General features: G+C 64.6%; 19 protein-coding genes. 11 read left to right on the forward strand and 8 right to left on the reverse strand.

Annotated features, from left to right (window positions below; genetic code table 11):
* Nucleotides 1-179: 179 nt before the first annotated feature.
* Both G5V65_RS11960 and G5V65_RS11965 read right to left on the reverse strand, forming a co-directional pair.
* The gene (locus G5V65_RS11960) at nucleotides 180-869 is read right to left on the reverse strand and encodes a GntR family transcriptional regulator (protein ID WP_165050340.1); all 690 of its coding nucleotides are present in this window, start codon (nucleotides 867-869) and stop codon (nucleotides 180-182) included.
* Entirely contained in the window at nucleotides 866-2,212 is a 1,347-nt protein-coding gene (locus tag G5V65_RS11965) for a formimidoylglutamate deiminase (protein WP_165050342.1), read from the reverse strand. Before G5V65_RS11965 ends, G5V65_RS11960 begins: the two co-directional genes overlap by 4 nt.
* Before the next feature lie 78 nt (nucleotides 2,213-2,290).
* On the opposite strand from G5V65_RS11965, the gene hutI reads away from it, so the two are divergent.
* Genes hutI through hutU form a run of 3 tightly spaced genes read left to right on the forward strand, consistent with a single transcriptional unit; the run spans nucleotide 2,291 to nucleotide 6,686 of the window.
* Nucleotides 2,291-3,472 carry an imidazolonepropionase gene (hutI, locus tag G5V65_RS11970; RefSeq protein ID WP_394352240.1) on the forward strand — a complete coding sequence of 394 codons (1,182 nt, stop codon included), beginning with the start codon at nucleotides 2,291-2,293 and terminating at the stop codon, nucleotides 3,470-3,472.
* Nucleotides 3,462-4,991, forward strand: coding sequence for a histidine ammonia-lyase (gene hutH / locus G5V65_RS11975; protein WP_165050347.1), 1,530 nt, complete (start codon nucleotides 3,462-3,464; stop codon nucleotides 4,989-4,991). Before hutI ends, hutH begins: the two co-directional genes overlap by 11 nt.
* A 12-nt stretch (nucleotides 4,992-5,003) precedes the next feature.
* Complete coding sequence (gene hutU, locus G5V65_RS11980) at nucleotides 5,004-6,686, forward strand: urocanate hydratase (RefSeq protein ID WP_165050349.1); 1,683 nt, start codon at nucleotides 5,004-5,006, stop codon at nucleotides 6,684-6,686.
* Nucleotides 6,687-6,722: 36 nt separating this feature from the next.
* Here hutU and G5V65_RS11985 read toward each other — a convergent pair whose 3' ends face one another.
* Entirely contained in the window at nucleotides 6,723-7,676 is a 954-nt protein-coding gene (locus G5V65_RS11985) for a PHP domain-containing protein (protein ID WP_165050351.1), read from the reverse strand.
* Between the two features lie 396 nt (nucleotides 7,677-8,072).
* Between G5V65_RS11985 and G5V65_RS11990 the strand changes: the two genes are divergently transcribed.
* Entirely contained in the window at nucleotides 8,073-8,357 is a 285-nt protein-coding gene (locus G5V65_RS11990) for an ArsR/SmtB family transcription factor (protein ID WP_241250549.1), read from the forward strand.
* Here the strand turns inward: G5V65_RS11990 and G5V65_RS11995 are convergent, their stop codons facing one another.
* The 3 genes from G5V65_RS11995 to G5V65_RS12005 are packed head-to-tail and all read right to left on the reverse strand — an operon-like array spanning nucleotide 8,358 to nucleotide 11,556.
* Complete coding sequence (locus G5V65_RS11995) at nucleotides 8,358-9,095, reverse strand: SDR family oxidoreductase (RefSeq protein WP_165050355.1); 738 nt, start codon at nucleotides 9,093-9,095, stop codon at nucleotides 8,358-8,360.
* Entirely contained in the window at nucleotides 9,092-10,807 is a 1,716-nt protein-coding gene (locus tag G5V65_RS12000; RefSeq protein WP_165050357.1) for a glycosyltransferase family 4 protein, read from the reverse strand. Before G5V65_RS12000 ends, G5V65_RS11995 begins: the two co-directional genes overlap by 4 nt.
* Complete coding sequence (locus G5V65_RS12005) at nucleotides 10,756-11,556, reverse strand: hypothetical protein (protein ID WP_165050360.1); 801 nt, start codon at nucleotides 11,554-11,556, stop codon at nucleotides 10,756-10,758. The genes G5V65_RS12000 and G5V65_RS12005 overlap by 52 nt, the downstream gene beginning before the upstream one ends.
* Nucleotides 11,557-11,699: 143 nt before the next feature.
* On the opposite strand from G5V65_RS12005, the gene G5V65_RS12010 reads away from it, so the two are divergent.
* From G5V65_RS12010 to G5V65_RS12025, 4 genes are all read left to right on the forward strand, one after another.
* On the forward strand, nucleotides 11,700-13,589 hold the full coding sequence (locus G5V65_RS12010; protein ID WP_241250541.1) for a glycosyltransferase family 2 protein: 1,890 nt from the start codon (nucleotides 11,700-11,702) through the stop codon (nucleotides 13,587-13,589).
* Nucleotides 13,586-14,524, forward strand: coding sequence for a glycosyltransferase family 2 protein (locus tag G5V65_RS12015; RefSeq protein ID WP_165050361.1), 939 nt, complete (start codon nucleotides 13,586-13,588; stop codon nucleotides 14,522-14,524). Before G5V65_RS12010 ends, G5V65_RS12015 begins: the two co-directional genes overlap by 4 nt.
* Nucleotides 14,525-14,627: 103 nt before the next feature.
* Nucleotides 14,628-15,443 carry a hypothetical protein gene (locus tag G5V65_RS12020; RefSeq protein ID WP_165050363.1) on the forward strand — a complete coding sequence of 272 codons (816 nt, stop codon included), beginning with the start codon at nucleotides 14,628-14,630 and terminating at the stop codon, nucleotides 15,441-15,443.
* 6 nt (nucleotides 15,444-15,449) lie between these two features.
* Nucleotides 15,450-16,172 carry an FkbM family methyltransferase gene (locus G5V65_RS12025; protein ID WP_165050365.1) on the forward strand — a complete coding sequence of 241 codons (723 nt, stop codon included), beginning with the start codon at nucleotides 15,450-15,452 and terminating at the stop codon, nucleotides 16,170-16,172.
* Nucleotides 16,173-16,175: 3 nt separating this feature from the next.
* Here G5V65_RS12025 and G5V65_RS12030 read toward each other — a convergent pair whose 3' ends face one another.
* Both G5V65_RS12030 and G5V65_RS12035 read right to left on the reverse strand, forming a co-directional pair.
* Nucleotides 16,176-17,060, reverse strand: coding sequence for a hypothetical protein (locus tag G5V65_RS12030; protein ID WP_165050367.1), 885 nt, complete (start codon nucleotides 17,058-17,060; stop codon nucleotides 16,176-16,178).
* The gene (locus G5V65_RS12035; RefSeq protein ID WP_165050369.1) at nucleotides 17,060-19,177 is read right to left on the reverse strand and encodes a glycosyltransferase 61 family protein; all 2,118 of its coding nucleotides are present in this window, start codon (nucleotides 19,175-19,177) and stop codon (nucleotides 17,060-17,062) included. The genes G5V65_RS12030 and G5V65_RS12035 overlap by 1 nt, the downstream gene beginning before the upstream one ends.
* A gap of 282 nt (nucleotides 19,178-19,459) precedes the next feature.
* Here G5V65_RS12035 and G5V65_RS12040 point away from each other — a divergent pair, with 282 nt between their 5' ends.
* The 3 genes from G5V65_RS12040 (at nucleotide 19,460) to G5V65_RS12050 (ending at nucleotide 21,214) form a co-directional block, all read left to right on the forward strand.
* Nucleotides 19,460-19,657 (forward strand): hypothetical protein, encoded by a 198-nt coding sequence (locus G5V65_RS12040; protein ID WP_165050372.1) that lies wholly within the window; start codon nucleotides 19,460-19,462, stop codon nucleotides 19,655-19,657.
* Nucleotides 19,654-20,781, forward strand: coding sequence for an extracellular solute-binding protein (locus G5V65_RS12045; RefSeq protein WP_165050374.1), 1,128 nt, complete (start codon nucleotides 19,654-19,656; stop codon nucleotides 20,779-20,781). The genes G5V65_RS12040 and G5V65_RS12045 overlap by 4 nt, the downstream gene beginning before the upstream one ends.
* Nucleotides 20,782-20,962: 181 nt before the next feature.
* The gene (locus tag G5V65_RS12050; protein ID WP_165050376.1) at nucleotides 20,963-21,214 is read left to right on the forward strand and encodes an ATP-binding cassette domain-containing protein; all 252 of its coding nucleotides are present in this window, start codon (nucleotides 20,963-20,965) and stop codon (nucleotides 21,212-21,214) included.
* Nucleotides 21,215-21,314: the final 100 nt, after the last annotated feature.

A 21,314-nucleotide genomic window follows, 5' to 3' on the forward strand; every position in this document is an offset into this window, starting at 1 on the left:
ATTCTGCCGCCTCATTGCTGGGCATCGCAGGGGCACCCCTGATGCGAAGCCGGGCAGCAAAGGGCAGCACCCCGCCGCGCCCAAGCCTGGTTCACATGTCATAATGAATTGCTTGTCCGGCGCTCGCTGCGTGCATACGCCCTGCTGCACTGCCCATCTGCACCGGGCGCTGCACGGGTCTACAGCATCGTCCGCAGCCGGTAACCCGGCCCATGCAGCAGCCGGACAAATGTGATCGGCGCCTCTCCGGACCATGTCACACGCTCGGTAACAAAAACTGGATCCCCCGTCCGGATGCCCAGCGCAAGCGCCTCCTCCGGGCTGGCCGCTTCGGCGGAAAATGCAATATCACCAATGGTATAGGCGACGTTCTGCACCAGCCATTCATTGGCGCTGATATGCCGGAAATCGGGCAGTTCCCCCCCCGGCAGCACGGCCGGATTAAGCCAGCGCACCTCATGCGCAAAGGGCCTGCCCCCCGCCAGATGCAGCGTTTCCAGAAAAAGCAGATCAACCCCCTCCGCCAACCCCATCCGCAGCGCCGCAGCCAAGGGAACAGGGTCCATCCGCTCGGCCAGAACGCGCTGGGAATAACGTTCACCCCGCGCCTCAACCTCTTGCCGGATAATGGGAATTTCCAGCGTCGCCTTGCGGACCGGCAATACCGCCACGCGCGTGCCGGCCTTCCGCCGCCGCTCCAGCAGCCCGCTTTCCGCCACCTCCCGCAGCGCCCGGTTCACCGTCGCCCGCGCCACCCCGAACTCCACCGCCAGGGCCTCTTCCCCCGGGATCACCGCCCCCGGTGGCCAGACCCGCGCCCGGATGCGGCGCAGCACCTCGTCCCTGACCGCCTCCCAACCTGCCATCACGCCCTCTCCCGCAGCCCCGACATCACCGCACGAAACCGTTGCGCAACACGCTCCCGCGCCACGTGCCGGCCCTCTGTCACGACATGCCGACCAGCCGACCAGACCTCGCGCACCAACCCATCATGTCCTGCAAAAACAAAGGCATCCAGGATCTCATCCCCATCCCTTCCGGCCAGATGAAGGCTGTCCATATCCAGCGCAACGAGGTCTGCCACCGCCCCTTCGGCGATGCGGCCAGAGGTCCGCCCCGCGGCCATCGCGCCCCCGGCCACCGCGCCCTCCCACAGCACGCGCCCGGTCGAGCGCCCGGCCTCGGCCAGCAGCGCCCGGCCCCGGTCACGCAGCCTTTGCGAATACTCGAACAGCCGCAATTCCTCGGCCAGGCTGATCCGCACATTCGAATCCGACCCCACCCCCCAACGCCCGCCGGCCGCTGCAAAGCGCACCCCGTCAAAGATGCCATCCCCCAGATTCGCCTCGGTGATCGGACAAAGCCCCGCCACCGCGCCAGACCGCGCCAGGGCAAGCGTCTCTGCCTCCGTCATCTGCGTGCAATGGATCGGGCACCACCGCCCGTCCACAGCAAAGTTCGCCAGCAACCACTCCACGGGCCGCGCCCCCATGGCGGCAGAAACCTCTTCAACTTCGGCCACTTGCTCTGCCAGATGAATGTGGATGGGCGCGCCCGGGGCGATCCCCTCGGCCAGGCGCAATCCGGCCATGTCCACCGCGCGAAGCGAATGCGGCGCCACCCCTGTCACGCCATCGGCAAGCCGGGCAACGGCCCGCGCCGCCCCCTCCCATAGGTGCTGAAACCGCTCGGGATCATTCCCGAACCGCGCCTGGCCCTGGGTCAGCGCGCGCCCGTCACACCCGCCGCGTTGATACAGCACAGGCAGCAGCGTCAGCCCGAAACCGGTTTCTTCCGCCGCGTTGACGATCCGTTCAGACATTTCTGCCAGGTTGGCGTACGGCACGCCCGCAGGCTGGTGATGCAGATAATGGAACTCCGCAACCGCGGCGTAACCGGCCTCTGCCATCTCCACCATCACCTGCGCGGCAATCGCCTCCACATCATCGGGCGTCAAACGGTCCAGAAAGCGATACATCAGGCTCCGCCAGGTCCAGAAACTGTCCTGCCCCGCGCCGCGCCGCTCTGTCATGCCCGCCATCGCGCGCTGAAAGGCGTGGGAATGCAGGTTCACCGGCGCTGGCAACAGGCATCCGACGCGCCGCCCCCCATCGGCGGGCCCCACGGCGACGATACGCCCGGCCTCGATCCGCACCCCCACATCCGACGCCCACCCCCCCGGCAGCAATGCGCGCTCTGCATGGATCTGCATCTCCGTCCCTCGCTTGACAGGTCATTATGTATAGACATAATAACGCAAAGCTCAGACATAAGGCAAGGCGCAATGGCGATTCTCCTGACCGGCCTCACCGCCGCCACGATGCGCGGCGGATACGGCCTGATCCCGGATGCAGCCCTTCTGATCGAAGGCGAAAGCATCGCCTGGATCGGCCCGAGGATTGAGGCGCCAAAGGCGCAAACCATTGATTGCGGTGGAAAGCTCCTTACCCCGGGCCTGATCGACGCGCATACCCATCTCGTCTTCGCAGGCAATCGCGCCGCCGAGTTCGAGCTGCGCCTTCAGGGTGCAAGCTACGAAGAGATTGCCCGTGCCGGGGGGGGCATCCTGTCCACCGTCACCTCCTCCCGCGCGGCCAGCGAAGATGATCTGGTCGCCCAGTCCCTGCCCCGCCTCGACGCGATGATCGCGCAGGGCACCACCACGATAGAGATCAAGTCCGGCTACGGCCTGACAATCGAAGACGAACTCAAGATGCTCCGCGCCGCCCGCCGCCTTGGCCGGATGCGGCCTGTCACGATCACCACAACCCACCTGGCCGCGCATGCCATCCCACCGGAATACAAGGAAAATCCGGACGCCTATATCGAGGGTGTCGCCATCCCCTCGCTGCGTGCCGCCCATGCCGAAGGGCTGATCGACGCGGTCGATGCCTTCTGCGAAACCATCGCATTCAGTCCCGCGCAGGTCGACCGGCTCTTCACTGCCGCCCGGGCCCTTGGCCTGCGGGTCAAGCTTCACGCCGAACAACTGTCAAACCTCGGGGGCGCCCAACTCGCCGCCCGCCATGCCGCCCTTTCGGCGGATCATCTTGAACATCTATCGCCCGAAGGTGTGGCCGACATGGCCCGTGCGGGCACGGTCGCCACCATCCTGCCCGGGGCCTACTATACCCTGCGCGACACGACGCCACCGCCCATCGCAGCCCTTCGTGCGGCCCATGTCCCCATGGCCGTCGCCACCGACTGTAATCCCGGGTCCTCTCCCATGACATCCTTGCCGCTTGCCATGAACATGGCCTGCACCCTCTTCCGGATGACACCGGAAGAAGCGTTGCTGGGCACCACGGCCCATGCCGCCCGCGCGCTTGGCCTTGCCGACCGGGGCACCCTCGTGCCGGGCCAACGCGCAGACCTCTGTCTCTGGAATGCCCAGCATCCCGCCGAACTCTCCTATCGCATCGGGGCAGAAGCCCTGCACAGATCCATTATCGGAGGCCGCCTTGACGCCTGAACTCCTCACCCCCGGCGCCACGACACTGACCCAGCTTGAGCGCCTTTATCGGGATGAACTTCCGGCAAAGCTTCATCCCTCGGCGCGCGCGGGGGTCGATACTGCTGCCGCCCGGATCGCCGTCGCCGCGGCCGGCGATACCGCTGTCTATGGCGTCAATACGGGCTTCGGGAAACTCGCCTCGCTCAAGATCGCGGCAAAGGATACCGCAACGCTGCAGCGCAACCTGATCCTGTCCCATTGCTGTGGCGTGGGCGACCCGATGCCCCGCAACGTCGCCCGCCTGATGATGGCACTGAAACTGCTTTCACTCGGCCGCGGGGCCTCTGGCGTGCGCTGGGAGGTTATCGCCCTGCTCGAGGCGATGCTGGAGAATGGCATTACCCCCGTCATCCCTGCCCAGGGTTCCGTCGGCGCCTCGGGCGATCTTGCCCCCCTCGCCCATATGACCGCTGCCATGATCGGTGCGGGCGAAGCAGAGGTCGGCGGAAAGATCCTTCCCTCCGCCGCGGCCCTTGCCGCGCGGGGGCTCAGCCCTGTCACGCTCGGCCCGAAAGAGGGGTTGGCCCTGATCAACGGCACCCAGTTCTCAACCGCTTATGCGCTGGCGGGCCTCTTCGATGCCTGGCGCAATGCGCAGGGGGCGCTCGTCATCTCGGCCATGTCGACCGATGCGATCATGGGCTCCACCGCCCCCCTTCACCCCCAGATCCACGCGCTTCGCGGCCATGCGGGCCAGATCGAGGCCGCAAGCACCCTGCGCGCCCTGCTTGATGGTTCCGAAATCCGTGAAAGCCACCGAGAAGGCGATACCCGCGTGCAGGATCCCTATTGCATCCGCTGCCAGCCGCAGGTCACCGGCGCCGCCATGGACATTCTGCGTCAGGCTGCGCAAACTATTGAAATCGAAGCGAATGCCGCAACAGACAACCCGCTGGTGCTGGCCGATGGCCAGATCGTTTCGGGCGGGAATTTCCACGCCGAACCTGTGGGTTTCGCCGCCGACATGATCGCGCTGGCCATCAGCGAGATCGGCGCGATCGCCCAGCGCCGCGTCGCCCTGATGGTGGATCCGACGCTGTCCTTCGACCTGCCGCCCTTCCTGACCCCGAACCCGGGCCTGAATTCCGGCCTGATGATCGCCGAAGTCACCACCGCGGCGCTGATGAGCGAGAACAAGCACCTCGCCCACCCCACGGTTACCGACTCCACCCCCACCTCCGCCAATCAGGAAGATCATGTCAGCATGGCCGCCCATGGCGCGCGCCGCCTGATACGTATGAATGCCAACCTGTCGCGCATCCTTGGGGTTGAGGCGCTCTGCGCCGCCCAGGGCATAGAATTCCGCGCGCCCCTGCACACGTCGCCGCCCCTCGAAAAGGCTGTCGCCCGCCTCCGGCAGGACGTCGCGACACTGGGCGAGGATCGCTATCTCGCCCCTGATATCGAAGCCGCCGCGCAACTTGTGGCCCATGGCGATCTCGCCTCGGCCACGTCCATCCAGCTTCCCACGCTCTGAAGGGACACCCACATGAACAAGCGCCACAACCTCCGCGACATCTACCCGCCGACCGGCCCGGAAATCACCGCCAAAAGCTGGCTGACCGAGGCGCCGATGCGCATGCTGATGAACAACCTGCATCCCGACGTGGCCGAAAACCCGCACGAGCTGGTGGTCTATGGCGGCATCGGCCGCGCCGCCCGGACGTGGGAGGATTTCGACCGCATCGTCGCCACGCTGAAAACCCTGAACGACGACGAAACGCTGCTGGTGCAATCCGGCAAACCCGTCGGCGTCTTCCGCACCCACAAGGACGCCCCGCGCGTCCTGATCGCCAACTCCAACCTCGTCCCCCATTGGGCGACATGGGATCATTTCAACGAGTTGGATAAGCGCGGGCTGGCCATGTATGGCCAGATGACCGCCGGATCGTGGATCTACATCGGCACCCAGGGCATCGTGCAAGGCACCTTCGAGACCTTCGCCGAAGCGGGCCGTCAGCATTACGGCGGCGACCTGAAGGGCCGCTGGATCCTCACGGGCGGCCTCGGCGGCATGGGCGGCGCGCAGCCGCTGGCCGCCGTCATGGCCGGGGCCTGCTGCCTTGCCGTCGAAGTGGACGAAACCCGCATCGATTTCCGCATCCGCACCCGCTATCTCGACGCCAAGGCGCAGACGCTGGACGAAGCCCTCGCCCTCATTGCCGACTGGACCGCGAAAGGCGAGGCGAAATCCGTGGGCCTTCTCGGCAATGCCGCCGAGATCTTCCCCGAACTGGTCGCCCGCATGAAGGCAGGCGGCCCCCGCCCCGATATCGTCACCGACCAGACCTCGGCCCATGATCCGCTGCATGGCTACTGCCCCGCAGGCTGGACCACCGCCGAATGGCGCGCGAAACAGGAAACCGCCCCCAAGGAGGTGGAGAAGGCCGCCCGCACCTCCATGCGCGCCCATGTCGCCGCGATGGTCGATTTCTGGAATGCGGGCGTCCCGACGCTGGATTACGGCAACAATATCAGACAGGTCGCGCAGGATGAGGGGCTGGAGAACGCCTTCGCCTTCCCCGGCTTTGTCCCCGCCTATATCCGCCCCCTCTTCTGCCGCGGCATCGGCCCCTTCCGCTGGTGTGCGCTGTCGGGCGATCCGGCGGACATCCATGCCACCGACGCGGCCATGAAGCGGCTCTTCCCCGAAAACGCCCATCTCCACCGCTGGCTCGATATGGCGCAGGAACGCATCGCCTTCCAGGGCCTGCCCGCCCGCATCTGCTGGATCGGGCTGGGCGACCGCCACCGCGCGGGGCTGATGTTCAACGACATGGTGAAGTCGGGCGAGTTGAAGGCCCCCGTCGTCATCGGCCGCGACCACCTCGATTCCGGCTCCGTCGCCTCTCCCAACCGGGAAACCGAGGCGATGAAGGACGGCTCCGACGCCGTCTCCGACTGGCCGCTGCTGAACGCGCTCCTGAACACCGCCTCCGGCGCGACATGGGTGTCGCTGCATCACGGCGGGGGCGTGGGCATGGGCTTCTCGCAGCATTCCGGGATGGTGATCGTGGCGGACGGCACCGAAGACGCTGCGCGTCGGCTGAACAACGTCCTGTGGAACGACCCAGCAACAGGCGTCATGCGCCATGCCGATGCGGGCTATGACATCGCGCTGGATCATGCCCGCGCGATGGACCTGCGCCTGCCGGGAATTCTGGGGAACTGAAACAGAAAGGGGGGCGCAAAGCCCCCCCATGCGCCCTCAGGTCCGGGGATTGCCGCCATCCACCTCGCGCCAGAACGGGTTGGACCAGGCCCGCTTGCCCGCTGCGTCGATCACCGTGACCCGCAGCCACGGGCTGTTCAGAAGGCGCGCCAGTGGCACCTCTGTCCGCGTCATGGAATGCCCATGCACCCCCTTGGCCCCTGTCCCCCAGCCCTGCACGATGACCGATGACACGGCAGAGCTTTCGACGACCACCCTGTCGCCCTCGATCCGCACATCCCGCAATTCCGGGCCCTGGCTGGAATAGAAATCCCCCCGCTTCAGCGCCGCCAGCAGGGCTTCGGGTTCGTTCCTCTCGGCCTTGACCATGACCCAACCGCCGAAGTGATCCGGCTCGCTGAAATGCGCGTCATCCGTGGCGATCATCGACAGGCGTCGCCCTTCGGTAAGAAGCAGGTCGGCGATGGCAAAACCATCAGCCCGGTCGCATCCGGTGGCACAGCCGTGATTGTAGATCTCTACGGCATGCGCCGCCGTGACCGAACGCGCGTCTGCCAGGGTCAGCCCCGACCATTGCGGATGGGCTATTGCGACAAAGGCCCCGGCAGCAACGGCCCGTTCGGCGATCTGGGCAGCAGTTTCCTGATCCGCGCGCGGCACGAAATCGGGGCTGTTCGACGGCGCGAAATCTGGCGGCAGGCCAACGGCCAGAACATGCCACAACTCGCCATTCGCCATGGCCCCCGAATGCAGTTCTGCGCCCAGGATCGTAGTGAAACCCTCTGTCCGAAAAGGCACGGTATCGACGATGGGATAGCCCCACATGCCCACGAAATGATCCGTCAGGGCAAGGAAATCATACCCCTCGGCACGATAGCGGCGGCACACTTCTTCGGGTGCAAGCACGCCATCCGATCTGGTGGAATGGGTATGCAGGTTCCCGCGCCAGAAACGCCCGGCAGCGGTGAAGGCGGAAAGCGGTCTTGTCATGCGGTTCACCCGGATTGAGTCGACCAGACCCTAGCCCAGCTTTGCCGGATCCGCAGGCATTTCAGCGACACGCCGTCACGCGCCCTGGTCGCCCCCTGCCCGGAGATGGCGGGAAAGGCCCGCCTCAACGGGGATAGGCTGCGGTTGAAAGGCCAAAAAACACGCCGGTCGGCCCAAAATCACGGGAAAACGGGCTTTAAATCACGAAACTGTGCCCCATTTTCCGCAAGAAGACGGTCTGATCGCGTTGCAGCCTCCAGCACTGTCGCACATCTGATGATTACGTGTTAAGCCACCCCAATGGGAACGGAGCAGGATATGCAGATGCATGTGACGCGCGCTGGCGCAGAACCCGTCGACTCAAAGGACGGCTGCGCAGAGCTTGCCGTCGATGAAATGATGGTCCGCGCCACCGCAGCCGCAGCTTTCCTGAAGGCGCTGTCGCATGAGGGCCGGTTGATGATCCTCTGCCATCTGTCCTCGGGCGAGAAATCCGTGACGGAACTCGAACGTCTGCTGGATTCCCGCCAGGCCGCCGTAAGCCAGCAACTGGCGCGGTTGCGTCTCGAAGGGCTGGTGAATTGCCGCCGCGAAGGCAAGGCGATCTTCTATTCGATCCAGGATCCGAAGGTCAGCCGGACCATCGCACTGGTCTATGACATGTTCTGCCGCGAAGCGTGATCAGCCGCGGCCGATGAACGGCATGTCGCGCGCCATGATCGTCAGGAACGGGATATTGGCCGAAAGCGGCAGATTTCCCATGTGAACCACGGCATCCGCCACATGGGCCACGTCCATCACCGGCTCCACGCGGATCGACCCGTCGGCCTGTGGCACCCCTTTCGTGAAGGCCTGTGCCATGTCGGTCAGGGCATTGCCGATGTCGATCTGCCCACAGGCGATGTCGAAGGGTCGCCCGTCCAGGGCAAGCGTCTTTGTCAGACCGGTGATGGCATGTTTCGATATGGTGTAGGGTGCCGAACCCGGCCTTGGCGCATGGGCCGAGATGGATCCGTTGTTGATGATCCGTCCGCCCTGGGGCTGCTGCCGCCGCATCAGGCCGAAAGCAGCCCTTGCGCAAAGAAACATGCCCGTGATGTTCACCTCGGCAAGGCGCTGCCAATCCTCGACGGCAATCTCGTCGATGGGTGCGGCCTTGAGAGACAGGCCAGCATTGTTGAACAGCAGGTCGAGACGCCCCCATTCCCGCTCGATCCCGGCGAAGGCGCGGTCCACATCGGCAGGCAGGCTGACATCCCCGGGCAGGACAAGGGCCATCGGGTTTCCCTGCGCGGTTTCCTCCAACGCCTCTGCCCGTCGCCCCATCATTGCGACGCGCCAGCCCTGTGCCAGAAAGGCCCGTGCCGTGGCGCGCCCAATGCCGCTGCCCGCCCCTGTGATCATTACCGTCCTGGTCATGCGGGTACCTCCTCCAGTCCGGCATAGCCATATTTCATCAGCCACAAGAGGCATCGTTCCACACGCAGTATGGGATAGCCAAGGTGCTGTGCAAGCTCTGCCGCCGATGCATGGCCCCGCATTTCCAGCGCCACAGCTGTTGCCTGCACATGATCGGCGGTTTCGAAGACGCGTCGGGTTGCCATATAGTCGCGCAGGGCGAAGGCTTCGGTCACAGGAAGGATGTCCGATCCAAGCCAGGCAAACCGCGCCCCCTGTGCCAATTGGCGCGTCGGAAAGGATGCGAACAGCGTCATGGGCGACGGGGCGACCGGCAGCTCCGATGCCGCGATAGTCGGGTGGCGCGCGCTGTCGGCCGAGCGGCGCATGGCGTCCAACTCGCCGAACAGTGCCTGCATGCGCGGCACGATCACCGACCAGTCGAAATGCCGCCGCGCCCTTTCGCGCCCGGCTTTCCCCATCCGGGCGCGCAATTCCGGGCTTGTCATCAGCGCCCGCACCCCTTCTGCCATCCGCCTGACATCCAGCGCCGTCACCGCGGATATCTGGCCCAGGAACTGGATATAGCTGTCGGTGCCCCCGTGGTAGCGCAATCCGGTCGAGGTGACATGTTCGCTTCGCGCAGCTGTGCTTGGGACCAGGATACCAGAGGCATCGTCGACAGTGTCGCGAATGCCGTCCCAATCCGCAGCCACGACGGGCAAGCCGGCCGCCATCGCCTCGACCGGGGCGATGCCAAAGCTTTCCTGAAGGTTGTCGATCGGGAACAGGAACATCTCGGCGGCAGACAGCGCGGCCAGGCGGCGCGCAGGGCCGGCATGCGGGACATGATGCAGGCCCACATCCGGCATGAAGCGATCGGCCGTCGACATGAAGACCCGGCGCGAATAGTCGTCGGGAAAATTGCCGTAAAGGATGAGGTGCAGCTTGCGGTCGGCCCCCTGCCGGGCTTGCTGAAGGGCAAGATAGACAGGCAGTGGATCAAATTTCTCGTGCGGGCTTAGCCGCGCCACCACAAGGGCGACACTGTCCTCGGGCGCAATGCCCAGTTCCATCCTGAGCGCGGCACCTGACGCCGGATCGGGCTGGAATTCGGCGCAGTCGATTCCCAGGGGAATGACGGGCAATTGCGGGCGGGGCGGAAGGCGGCCACCGAAGCGGCGAGAGAGGAAGGCATCTATCATGTCCATCTGCGCGGACAGGGCCGAACGGACCGCGCGCGAAGTGCAGATCACCGCATCCCACTCCGCCTGCGGCGCAGTGCGCAGATGGAATGCTCCCTCCATGACAGCTTTGGTCGACATGGTATGGGTCATGCCGCAGATCGAATAGGCCGTTTCGCCCCACAGGCTGCGCCGCCAGGCCTCGGTCGCGAAATTGGGGCCGGAGAAGAACATCGTTCCCACCGGCGCAATGGCCCTTGCATCGTCCAGCCGCTCGACCCGGACAGGCAGATCAGGGCGAAGCGAGGCCACCAGATCGCGAAAGGCGCGGCCGTCGCTCGGCCCATGGGTCAGTGCAACGCATTCCGGCATCCTTCCGTGCCGGATCCAGCCGCGCAGGAAACTGTCCCCGGCCATGCGACGCCCATTCACGCCGCGCGACGGATCAAACCCATCCGGTGCGAACCAGATGGCGGCATTGGCCAGCACGGGATCCGTCATGTCCGCCTCTGCGTCATCCAGAGCCACGGCGTCGGTGTCGATCGCCATTCCCAGAGCAGAAGCAGCCGGTCCAGATCGCCGAGCCGGTCCGTCCAGCCCGGCAAGGCCTGATCATCCAGCTTGCGTTCGATCCGCCGGATCTCGTGCGTCGGCGAGAACCGCCGGACCAGCAGATCGAGACGCCCTTCCTTCATGCCCTCATGCACTTCCACAAGGATATCGGCCCGTCGCAGTGCCGGTGCGGCTGCGGGATCGAGAAGCTGCTCCTCGGCGCCTTCGGTATCGCAGATCACCACTGTCCTGTCGGTGATCAGCCGGTTCAGTTCGTCATGCGTGACCGTGCCACCGACGAGAACCCGGTCCTGCACCCCGTTGGCCTGCGCAAGCTGGGTGCAGGCAGATTGCGCCTGATCGTCACTGTCGCGCGCCAGAATGCGCGCCTTCGGCATGCGCAGGGCAAGACCCACGGCATAATAGCCTTCGGCCGAGCCGATATCGACAACCGTGTCATAACCACCTGCGACGATCTCCTCGATCACCGGGGCAAGGCAGGCCTCGTAGCAGCCGATCAGGCGGGGATTGCGCGATCCTTCCGAACTGCGCAGGGGATAGGCCATCCCCTTGAAGGGGCCCGACAGGATCCTGTCGCCGGAACGTTCCTGCAGCAGGTTCTCAAGGAAATGCGCCCGCCACATTGCCAGATGCCGCAGCGCCATGTTCAGCTTTTGCGCTGTCGGCTCTCCTTCAAGCAGCTTGCCGATCTTGCGCTGCGCATTCCTGTTGACCTGCGATGGCATCCTTGCCCCCCGGAAACTCGATACACAGCCATGCTAGTTTGCCGCATGCCGACGGTCCAGCCCGGCCATGGCCACGCAGGACGCTTGACGCAAGACATGGCCTCGGGGCATCAGAGGCATGTGCCAATTCGTAAGGGTCGATCATGACGTCGGAAGCCAGGGTCAGGAAGCCACGCGGGGCATCCGACCTGTGGGGAACCGTGCCCTTCCGCCAGAAGCCGCATGCCAGCCCGCATGGACAGGTCACCGCCGTTTCGATGATGAAGGACGAAGGCCCCTTCGTGCTGGAATGGGTGGCCCATCACATCGCCATCGGATTTACCGATCTGGTCGTCTATACGAATGATTGTTCCGACGGCACGGATGACATGCTGATCCGGCTTGAGGAACTGGGCCTTGCACATCACCGCCGCAACGTCATCCCCGAAGGGCTGCGTCCCCAGCCCAGCGCCCTGAACCACGCGCAGGAGGAACCGGTCGTCTGCAAATCCGACTGGGTGATGGTCTTCGATGCGGATGAATTCCTGTCGATCCGCTATGGCGACGGCACGCTGGACGATCTGATCGCCGCAGCCAAGGCGCAGGATGCGAACGGGATCGTCGTGACCTGGCGCATCTTCGGTTCAGGCGGCGTGGTGGACTGGTCACGAGCGCCGGTGACCGAGCAGTATCTTTGTGCCGCACCGCCCATGTGGAACAAGGGCTGGGGCGTGAAGACGCTGTTCACCTTCGATCCGGACTACTGGAAACTGGGCATCCACCGCCCGAAGATGAAGAACCGCCACATCGACACGCCCTTTCCCGACAGTGTGAAATGGCTGAACGGATCCGGGCGCGAGATGGAGGATTACTTCAAGTTCCGGGGCTGGCGATCCATCACGCGGACGGTGGGCTATGACTGGGTGCAGTTGAACCATTACGCCGTGAAGTCGGTCGACAGCTACGCGATCCGCAAGATGCGCGGCAACGTCAACAACAAGAAGGACAAGTACAACTCCGACTACTGGGCGCTGCAGGACAGGAACGAAGTGCGTGATGAAACGATGCTGCGCTATTCCTCGGCGCGCGATGCGGTGCTTCGGGAATTGCTGGCGGATCCGGTGTTGCACCGCCTGCATCATGCCGCCCTTGACCGCGCGGAAGGCCGGCTTGCGGAACTGAAGCAGACAGAGGCCTACCATCAGCTTGTGGCCGATCTTGCAAAGGCGTCCGCCATTCCGATCACCGAGATCACGGCCAAGCCCCCGCAGGCCCGCGACAAGGAAAAGATCGCGGCGCTGATGTCCGACGTGGAAAAGCGCCGCAATGCCAAGGCGAAGGAAGATCGCAAGTCCGCACCTGCCGAACCGAAGCCACAGGTCGTTCCCATGGGCAGCTACATCTCTGGCCCGAAGGACATGTCGGGCAATCCGCCGATGGGCTGGAAGATGAATCACACGGTCGAAGTGCCGCTTGATCCGCGTATCTTCGTGCCTTCGGCGCTGCAGGTGATCGAGGCTGGAAAGTTCGAACGCGGCATCGCCCGCCGCATTCCGAGCGTTCTGCCGAAAGGTGCCGTCTTTCTGGATCTGGGCGCAGGCTGCGGCTTCCTGTCCTGCCATCTGGCCAAGGTCCGCCCGGACCTGACCCTTGTCCTGCAAGAGGACGACCCGGCCCTTCAGGCCGTCGCGCGCGACATCATCGAACGCAACGGGATTTCCCGGTCAGAGCGGTTCCGCCTGCTGGACAGCCAGATCGGGGAAGCAGAGCCGGGCGCCGCCTTTCGCGCCCTGATGCGGGATATCCAGCCGGGTGCCCTGCTGATCGGCCATCCCGGCCTGACGCCGGACATGCTTGCCGATTGGGCAAGGGATGCCGGCGCGCCTCCCGTCCAGATATTCCTGAGCGGCCGCTGGATGGAACGCTGGCAGGATGACATCGCGCCTGTCGAGGCGGCCTTTGCCGGGATCGGGCTGACCGGTCCGCAATTCGGGTTCGATCCGGCCCTGACGCGGGCCTATGCCCCGACCCAGACCGCGAAGGAAAAGGCATGACACATGTGATCGTCGCCTGCATGCGGGACGAGGCGCTGTTTCTGGTGGAATGGCTGGCGCATCATCTGGCGCTGGGCTTTGACCGGATCACCGTCTACACCAATGACTGTTCCGACGGCACCGGTGCATTGTTGCGCCTGATTGCCAAGCAAGAGCCTGTCGACTGGTATGACAATCCCGGCCCCTATGAAGCCGCGGGGTCGATCCAGAAGACCGCGCTTGCCCATGCCTTTGCCCTGCCCCATGTGCAGGCGGCCGAATGGGTGATGCATATTGACGCCGACGAATACCTCAATGTCACGACGGGCGACCGGTCGGTGCGTGCCCTGACCGGCCTTTTTCCGCAGGCAGAGTCGATCGGGGTCCAGTGGCGCCATTTCGGACGCGGCGAGGTCGCGCGCTGGACCGGCGGCAGCGTGACGGACCAGTTCACCTGGGCCGAGGCGGTGCCCGCCACGCCGGAGTCCGGCCGTCTGGTGAACTTCAAGTCGATCTTCCGGCCTGGATCCTTTCTGCGGATGGATGTCCATACTCCGAAATTTCCGAAGGGCGGGCGCATGCCTGTTGCCCTGAACACCGAAGGCCAGCCCCTGCCCGTCGATGCGATGCTGCAGGAGCGCGGTTCGGGATATGCGGCGGCGGCCGGACAATGCACCTGGGCGAATGCCTGCCTGCATCACCACCATGTCAAATCCGATGACCTGCATCGCCTGAAACATGCGCGCGGCGATGCCAATGGGCGCAACAACCGCAAGCGCCGGATCGGCAGCGGCTTTTACAGGCAGGTCAACCTGAACGAGGTGCAGGATCACTCCATCGCGCATTACCGCGCGGCCCGTGAGGCCATCGAGGCCCGTATCCGGGCCATCCCCGGGGTGCGCGACCTTGAGCAGGCAGCCTTTGACCGTTTCCAGGCGCTTTTTCAGCAGGAATGACACGCCCTGCCCTTTTGAATGCGGAAACGTGGACAGGACGGGTGGTTTCGGGCAAGGTTCGGGCAAACAAGACGACCCGGTTTCCCGGGCATAGTGAGGCATGATGTCAGTACCCCAACGCCGCCCCGTCGCATCCCTCTGGATCGGCGAAAAGCTTCATTACCTGAACCAGATCTGCCTGCTGTCGCATGTCCGCAACGGGCATCCGACGATCCTTTACTGCACGCATGACGTGTCGAATGTCCCCGCCGGGGTCGAGGTGCGCAAGGCGACCGACATCATGAAGATCGACATGGACATCGTGTCGCAAACGTCGGAATCCTTTCTGTCGAACGTGTTCCGCTACAAGATGATCAAGGCGATAGATGCGGTCTGGATCGACTGCGACGCCTACTGCCACAAGCCCTTTCCCGATGAGATGGACAATATCTTTGCAGGGCACGGCTTTCGCGGCGCGCTGAATTGCGGCGTGGTCTACATCCCGCCAAAGGGCGAACTGATCGACCGCTTGCTGGATTATTATGAGAACCTGCCCGAGGCCCCGGCCTGGTTCAACAAGCAGCAGCGCAAGAAGCTGGACAAGCAGGATCGCAGCCTTCCGCAGGCGGTGCGCATCTACAATGCCGAGCGCACGGCTTTCGGGCCGCAGGCCTTTACCTGGTTCGCGCAACAGACCGGGGATTACGAAAAGGCGCTGACGCCGGATTACCTTTATCCCGTGCCCTTCCAGTTGAACGATGTCTTCTACGATCCCTATGGCCGGGTCGAGGGGCATTTCACCGACAACACGCTGTCGGTGCATCTTTATACGAACGGGACAAAGCCCTGGTGGCGGCGCAATCCGCCGCTGGCGAATTCCTATGCCGCGCGGATGTGCGAGATCGAAGGGGTCGATCCCGCCGCCGCGCTGGAAGAGTAACGCGTCATGGCCGATCCGGATGACGAGGGGCTGGATGAGGGCACGCCCGCGGGCGATGCACAGAAATCCGCAGCCGAACTGAAGGCCGAGGCGCTGATCCGCAGGCAGAAGCGCAACCTGCGCAAGGCCCATGCCGAGGGATATCTTTCGGGCGTCGCGGCGATGCTGCGGCCCGGGGATCTTGCCCTTGATCTGGGGGCCAACATGGGGGTGGTCACGGAAATCCTTGCGCGGACCGGGGCGGATGTCATTGCCTTCGAGCCTGACCCCTGGGCCTTTGGAAAACTGACGGAACGCTTTGCGGAGCGGGCGAATGTCCGGCTGATCAATGCCGCTGTGGGCATCGGGGCGGGAACGGTGCGGCTGATGCGCGCCGCCAACTTTGGCGACAACCCGACCGGCGCCTCGGTCAAGAGCACGATCCTTGACGGCGGGCGGCAGATCGATTCCGACAATGCCGTCGATGTGCCGCTGGTGGATTTCCCCTCTTTCCTGCGCGAGACGCTGGCCGAGCGGGCCGAGATCGCCTTCGTGAAGATGGATATCGAAGGGGCGGAGCTGGATATCCTTGAGGCGATGCATCGCGACAGCATGTTCGACCGGATCCGGGTTCTGGTGGCGGAAACGCATGAACGCAAGTTCCGCGATCTGCGTGGCCGCTTCCGCGCCCTGCGCAAGGCCTTTGCGGAAAGCTACGATCCGAACCGGGTCAGCCTCGACTGGATCTGACGATCACTCCGCCGCCTCGGCGCGCTTGTCGATCTGGGCCAGCCGGCGGACGCCTGCATGCTTTTCCAGCATGTCCTTGGCGCGGCGGACCAGACCGTATTCCTTGACGATCTCCCAGGTGCGGTAGTGGACGGCAAAGATGTCGCGATCCTGCGGCAGGGGTTCCCCGCGCTTGCGCCCGCCAAGGATGTAGTGCTGCTCCTTGGGCAGGATGTTCCAGCCCAGCCCCGCCTTGCGGATGGCCAGCGGCAGGGTCATCTGATCGAGATAGGGCCGCTTGGCGGGAATGTCGGGATTGGCTTCCACGGCATCGGCCACCTGCATCCAGACTTCGGGGAAGCGCAGGCCCTCGCCGTTCAGGTGCCGTTCGGGAAAGGCGAAGAGGCCGGAACTGAAATAGGGCATCCGATCCTTGCCCTTGGTCTGGTTCATCAGGCGGATGCGTTCCTCGGGCAGGTCCAGCCCGACGGTTTCATAGATCCGCGGCCAGATATCCTGCCCCGCCCAGCCCATGGAGGCGGCGGGCGTCAGGCTGACATGGCCTTCGCGGATCAGGTTTTCGGGCTGGTTGGGGCGCAGGAAGAGGATGTCGGAATCCAGAAAGCAGGAATAGTCGCTGTCGCGTGGCTGCAGGGCGGCCAGCATCTTGTTGCCATGCGGATAAGGCGGATCGAAGCGGCCCATGGTCTGCATCGGCCGCACCTCGCAACCCATGCGGGCCAGCGCCTTGACGACCGAAGGGTCAAGCTCTGCCATCCGGTGCGCGGGGCAATAGCCGACCATCGCCACCTGCGGGCCAAAATTCTCGCGGATGGAGCCTGCCAGATAGCAGGCCATCAGCTGATATTTCGGCGGTTCGACGATGAAGAAGAAGGTCAGATCCGGCATCAGCTATCCTCTTCGTCGCCATGGCGTTCGCCCTGCCGCAAGGGGCGCATCTCACCGCCGCGCCGATCGGCGAATTCGGCCAGAAGGGCCGCCATCTCATCCGCCTTGGGCAGGCGGGGGCGGAAGGATTTGGTGACATAGCCGGTCGCGGCGAGGGCCTTGAACAGGGCCGGAAAATCAATCTCGCCCACAGAGCGGAAATCGACACGGCCCGCATCGCCCGAAACCCAATCCGTGCGGATCACGTCGATCACATCGGGTTCGATGCCACAGAAGGAACGGAACTGCAGCCGGTAATCGGCGGCATTGGCCTTTGATCGGCGCAGGATCATCGCCACGCGCGTGCCCGGATCCACGACAAAGGCCGCAAGGTGCAGCGCCGATCCATCAAGCGCGACGATCCGTTCCGCCGCGCGGTAGCGGGCGATCTGCACCTCGAGCGGGTGTTTTTCGGGATGAAAGATCTCATACCCCGCGCGGGCGAGGTTCTCTTCGATCACGGTTTCGCCAAGGATGCCGCCACGATTGGCCGCAAGGCGCGCGCGAGAGACGTAAAGTTTCTTTCCGCCTTCCGGCGCAACGGCGGCGCGCAGGCGGCCTTGCATGAAATCCCGATAGGCCGGGCTGCCTGCATAGCGTTCTGACCAGCCGAAGCCCAGTTCCGGCACAAAGAGGCGCTCCACCCGAAGCCCGGTGCCTGAGGTCCGGACCGGCTGGTTGATGCCCATCAGTCGATAGAAGCGGTCATGCCCTTCCATCGCCTTCTCGATCGCCCCCACCTCGCCCCGATAGGGCAGATAGAGGATGCTGTCGGGCGCCACGGGCAGGTGATCCAGCGCCCAGAGGCGGGCCGTCGATTCCACTAGGAAATGCCCGAAATGGCCCCGGAAATGCCCGCCGAACAGATGAACCCCCGGCAGATCGCGCAGGGTTTCGCCGGGCAGAAGGCTGGGCGCCGGCATCGGCTTTCGCGCCCGGATCCAGCCCTGCGACAGGGTGCAGTAGCTGCCATCGGCTTTCAGGATGCCCGAGGCGAGCTTGGCATCCCCTTCGCGTTCCGGCAGGAAACTGGCATTGGGAAGATCGAGGATCAGGCCCGCAAAGGGTTTGGGCCAGTCCGGGGTGCCGACGGTGATCTGGCCTTCCTCGGCCGTTGCAGGGGCGGCGGGCGGCGGGGGCGCATCGGCGGGCCGGGCAAGGCGGCGCGCCTCGCGCCGGGCGAAGCCGCTTTCGGGATTGGCCTTGCGCAACACGGCAAGCGCACCGGGCAGCAGGGCCAGATGCCCCCTCTCGCGCGCCTTGGCCACGAAATCGCGTTGCCATCCGATCTGTGCGCGTCTGGCCCGGAAGGCGCGCCAGAAGGCGGGCCAGTCGGGCGTGCCGCGCACGACACCCTCGATCAGTTCCTGCAGACCGCCGATCAGCTTGATGTTGCGGATCGCGCGATGCCCGGTATGGGCCACGGTGACATGGTTGACGCGCGGCCCCCGGATGCGCCGCGCATGGGCGCGATCCTCGGGGACGAAGGGATCGTAGACCAGCGTCACCTCGGCCTCGGTCGGGCCATCCCCGGCCGCATCCAGATAGGCGGGATCGGACCAGTCCCATTTGCGCGCGGCATAGCGGTATCGGCGTTCGAAAGGGACGATGCTGCGTGCCAGCGTGCTTTGCGGGCTGAAGGCAAGCACCGCCGCCCCCGGCACCATGGGCGCATAGGCCAGCGCAGCAAAGCCCCCCATGGAGGCCCCGACGAACACCACCCGCCGAAACCGCGAGAAGAGCCCCGCCTCTCGCAGGGCCGCGATCAGGGCGGGGGTATCGGGATTACGATACCAGTCCTTGCGCGTGGCCATGATCCCCAGAAGCGAGATCCCCGCCTTTTCCATCCGCCAGCGCAGCCAGGGCTGCGGCGGATCGTATTCGCCGATGGAGGAGAGGTTGTCGAAGGTGACGGCCAGCACATCCGAACCGGGCCGCGCTTCGAACCAGGCATCCACAAGACCGCCACGCAGCAGGAAAGCCTCGGCCCCGCCAACCTGAGACAGATCATCCATCACGGGCGGAACCGTCACATCCGTCTTGCGCGCAGGCTTCTGATCAGAGGCTTCGATGTTCATGCACCGTCTCGATGGATCGTCCGGGCGGGGATCTGGTTCACCGCAACACTCATTGCCATTCCTTGACCTGCACCATTCAACCGCGAGACAGAGGCGATCCCGATCCCGGGAGACTGGATCAGGCCCGGATGCAGGAAGGATAGAGGCCCGTCTTGCGGGGGTCAAACCTGACGCGCCCCCTGCCCTGCGCACGGCCGGGACTGTGGCGCTGAACCCGCACCCCGGCCCGGTGGCGGGCGCAACGGAAAGGTGCCGTGACGGGACGGGCTTGCAACCGCAGGCATGTTCGATCCCGCCCTGACGCGCAGTATGGTGGCATTTGCACGAAACATTGTCGCGCATGCCCGTGGTTTCACGAAATCATCTTTTGCGTCTTTCGCGAATCGTGTCACCAATACGCCCAAGATCGGCGATCAAGGCACGATCCGGGAACAGGCATGGCATCGCCCTGCCCGACCAAACAAAGGGGAGCTATCATGAAGAAACACACGTCGATGATTGACCGTCGGACCCTGCTGAAGGGCACGGCGCTGGGGATCGGGGCGCTGGCCGCGCCGGCGATCATTTCGCGCAAGGCGCTTGCCTCGTCGGGCGAGCTGAACTTCACCGGTTGGGCCGGCTATCCGCAATTCACCGAAAAGGCCTTCCCGGCCTTTGAAGCGGCGACCGGGATCAAGGTCAACTTCAAGGAACTGCCGGATCAGGACACCATGTTCGCCGAGGGCAAGGTCGCGCTGGAAGCAGGCGGAATCGACCTGATCGAGCCGACCATCGACCGCGTCGGCGCCTGGAACGACAACGGCCTTCTGGGCGCGTTCGACGAATCCAAGCTGGCCATGGCGAACTATCTGCCCGGTCTTGCCGATGGCGCCGCGGGCGAACGGTCGCGCAAGGATGGCGCGCTGCTTTATGTTCCGTCGGTCTGGGGCACGGAATCGCTGGTGGTGAGCGAGGCGGATGCCGTCCTGTCCGATCCGCCCTCGCTGGGCGACCTGTTCAATGCCGAAAACCAGGCCGTGGTGCGTCCGCATTCGGCGCTGGCGGCGATGGGCCGCTGGCTGGATGCGCAGGGCAAGCTGCCGCGTCCGTGGATGGACGGCTATACCGACATGGCCGCGATGGTGGAGCTTTGGGATATCGCCCTGGCCGAGGCCATCAAGGCCAAGGGCAATGTCGTGCAGTGGTGGTCGGGCGAGAACGAGGCCAATGCCGGCTTCACCGCCAATGGCGCGACGATTGGCCTGTGCTGGGATTCGACCGGCTTCAACCTGCGCAATGACGGCTACAAGTACATTGCCCCGGTGGAAGGCGCGATTGCCTGGCATCAGGGCTTTGTCCTGATGAAGAATGCGCAGAACGTGGATCAGGCGCATGAATTCGTGAAATGGATCTCGGGCCCGGAAGGGGCGGCGATCTGGGCGACGGCCTTCTCGGCCAACCCGGTGGGCAAGGGCGCGGCGGATCTGATGGATCCGGAAGTGTCGGCCTATTACAACGGCACCTTCAACGACGAGGCGCTGTCCAAGCTGTGGTGGTGGCCCGACCAGTCGGCGGAATTCCTCGCCAAGCGCGCGGAATATGCCGACAAGTACAAGGCCGCCTGATCAGGCCAGGACAACAGGTGACGCCGGGCCAAGGTCCGGCGTCATCGTTCTGGCAGGCAGGATCAGGCAGGGGACAGACCTTTCCCGCGGCAAGGGAAGCACGGATTGCGCCCGCAAACGGGCCGGCTGGCCTTGGCCAGCACATAACGAAAACAATGCCACGACAGGGGAACGCGACGCGATGAGCGCCGGAATAGAACTTGAGAATGTCTGCTGCGATTTTGGCAGTTTCCGCGCAGTGGACCATGCCAATGTGTCCATCAAGGCGGGGGAATTCTTTTCCTTTCTTGGCCCGTCGGGCTGTGGAAAGACGACGATCCTTCGCATGATCTCGGGCTTCATCGAGCCGACGCAGGGCGTGATCCGCATCGGCGGCAAGGACATGAACCGACATTCCCCAAGTGGCCTGCCGCTTGACTTCAAGATCGCCTGATTTTGCTCGCTGGGCAAGCGTTCTTCGCCCCGAGCGGTGTCTGTCGTCGCGCAAACGGCCGAAGTCGGGTGGATCAAGCCTCGAACCCGCAGCATTCTGG

This window comes from Paragemmobacter kunshanensis (assembly GCF_011059185.1).
GTDB classification, from domain to species: domain Bacteria; phylum Pseudomonadota; class Alphaproteobacteria; order Rhodobacterales; family Rhodobacteraceae; genus Paragemmobacter; species Paragemmobacter kunshanensis.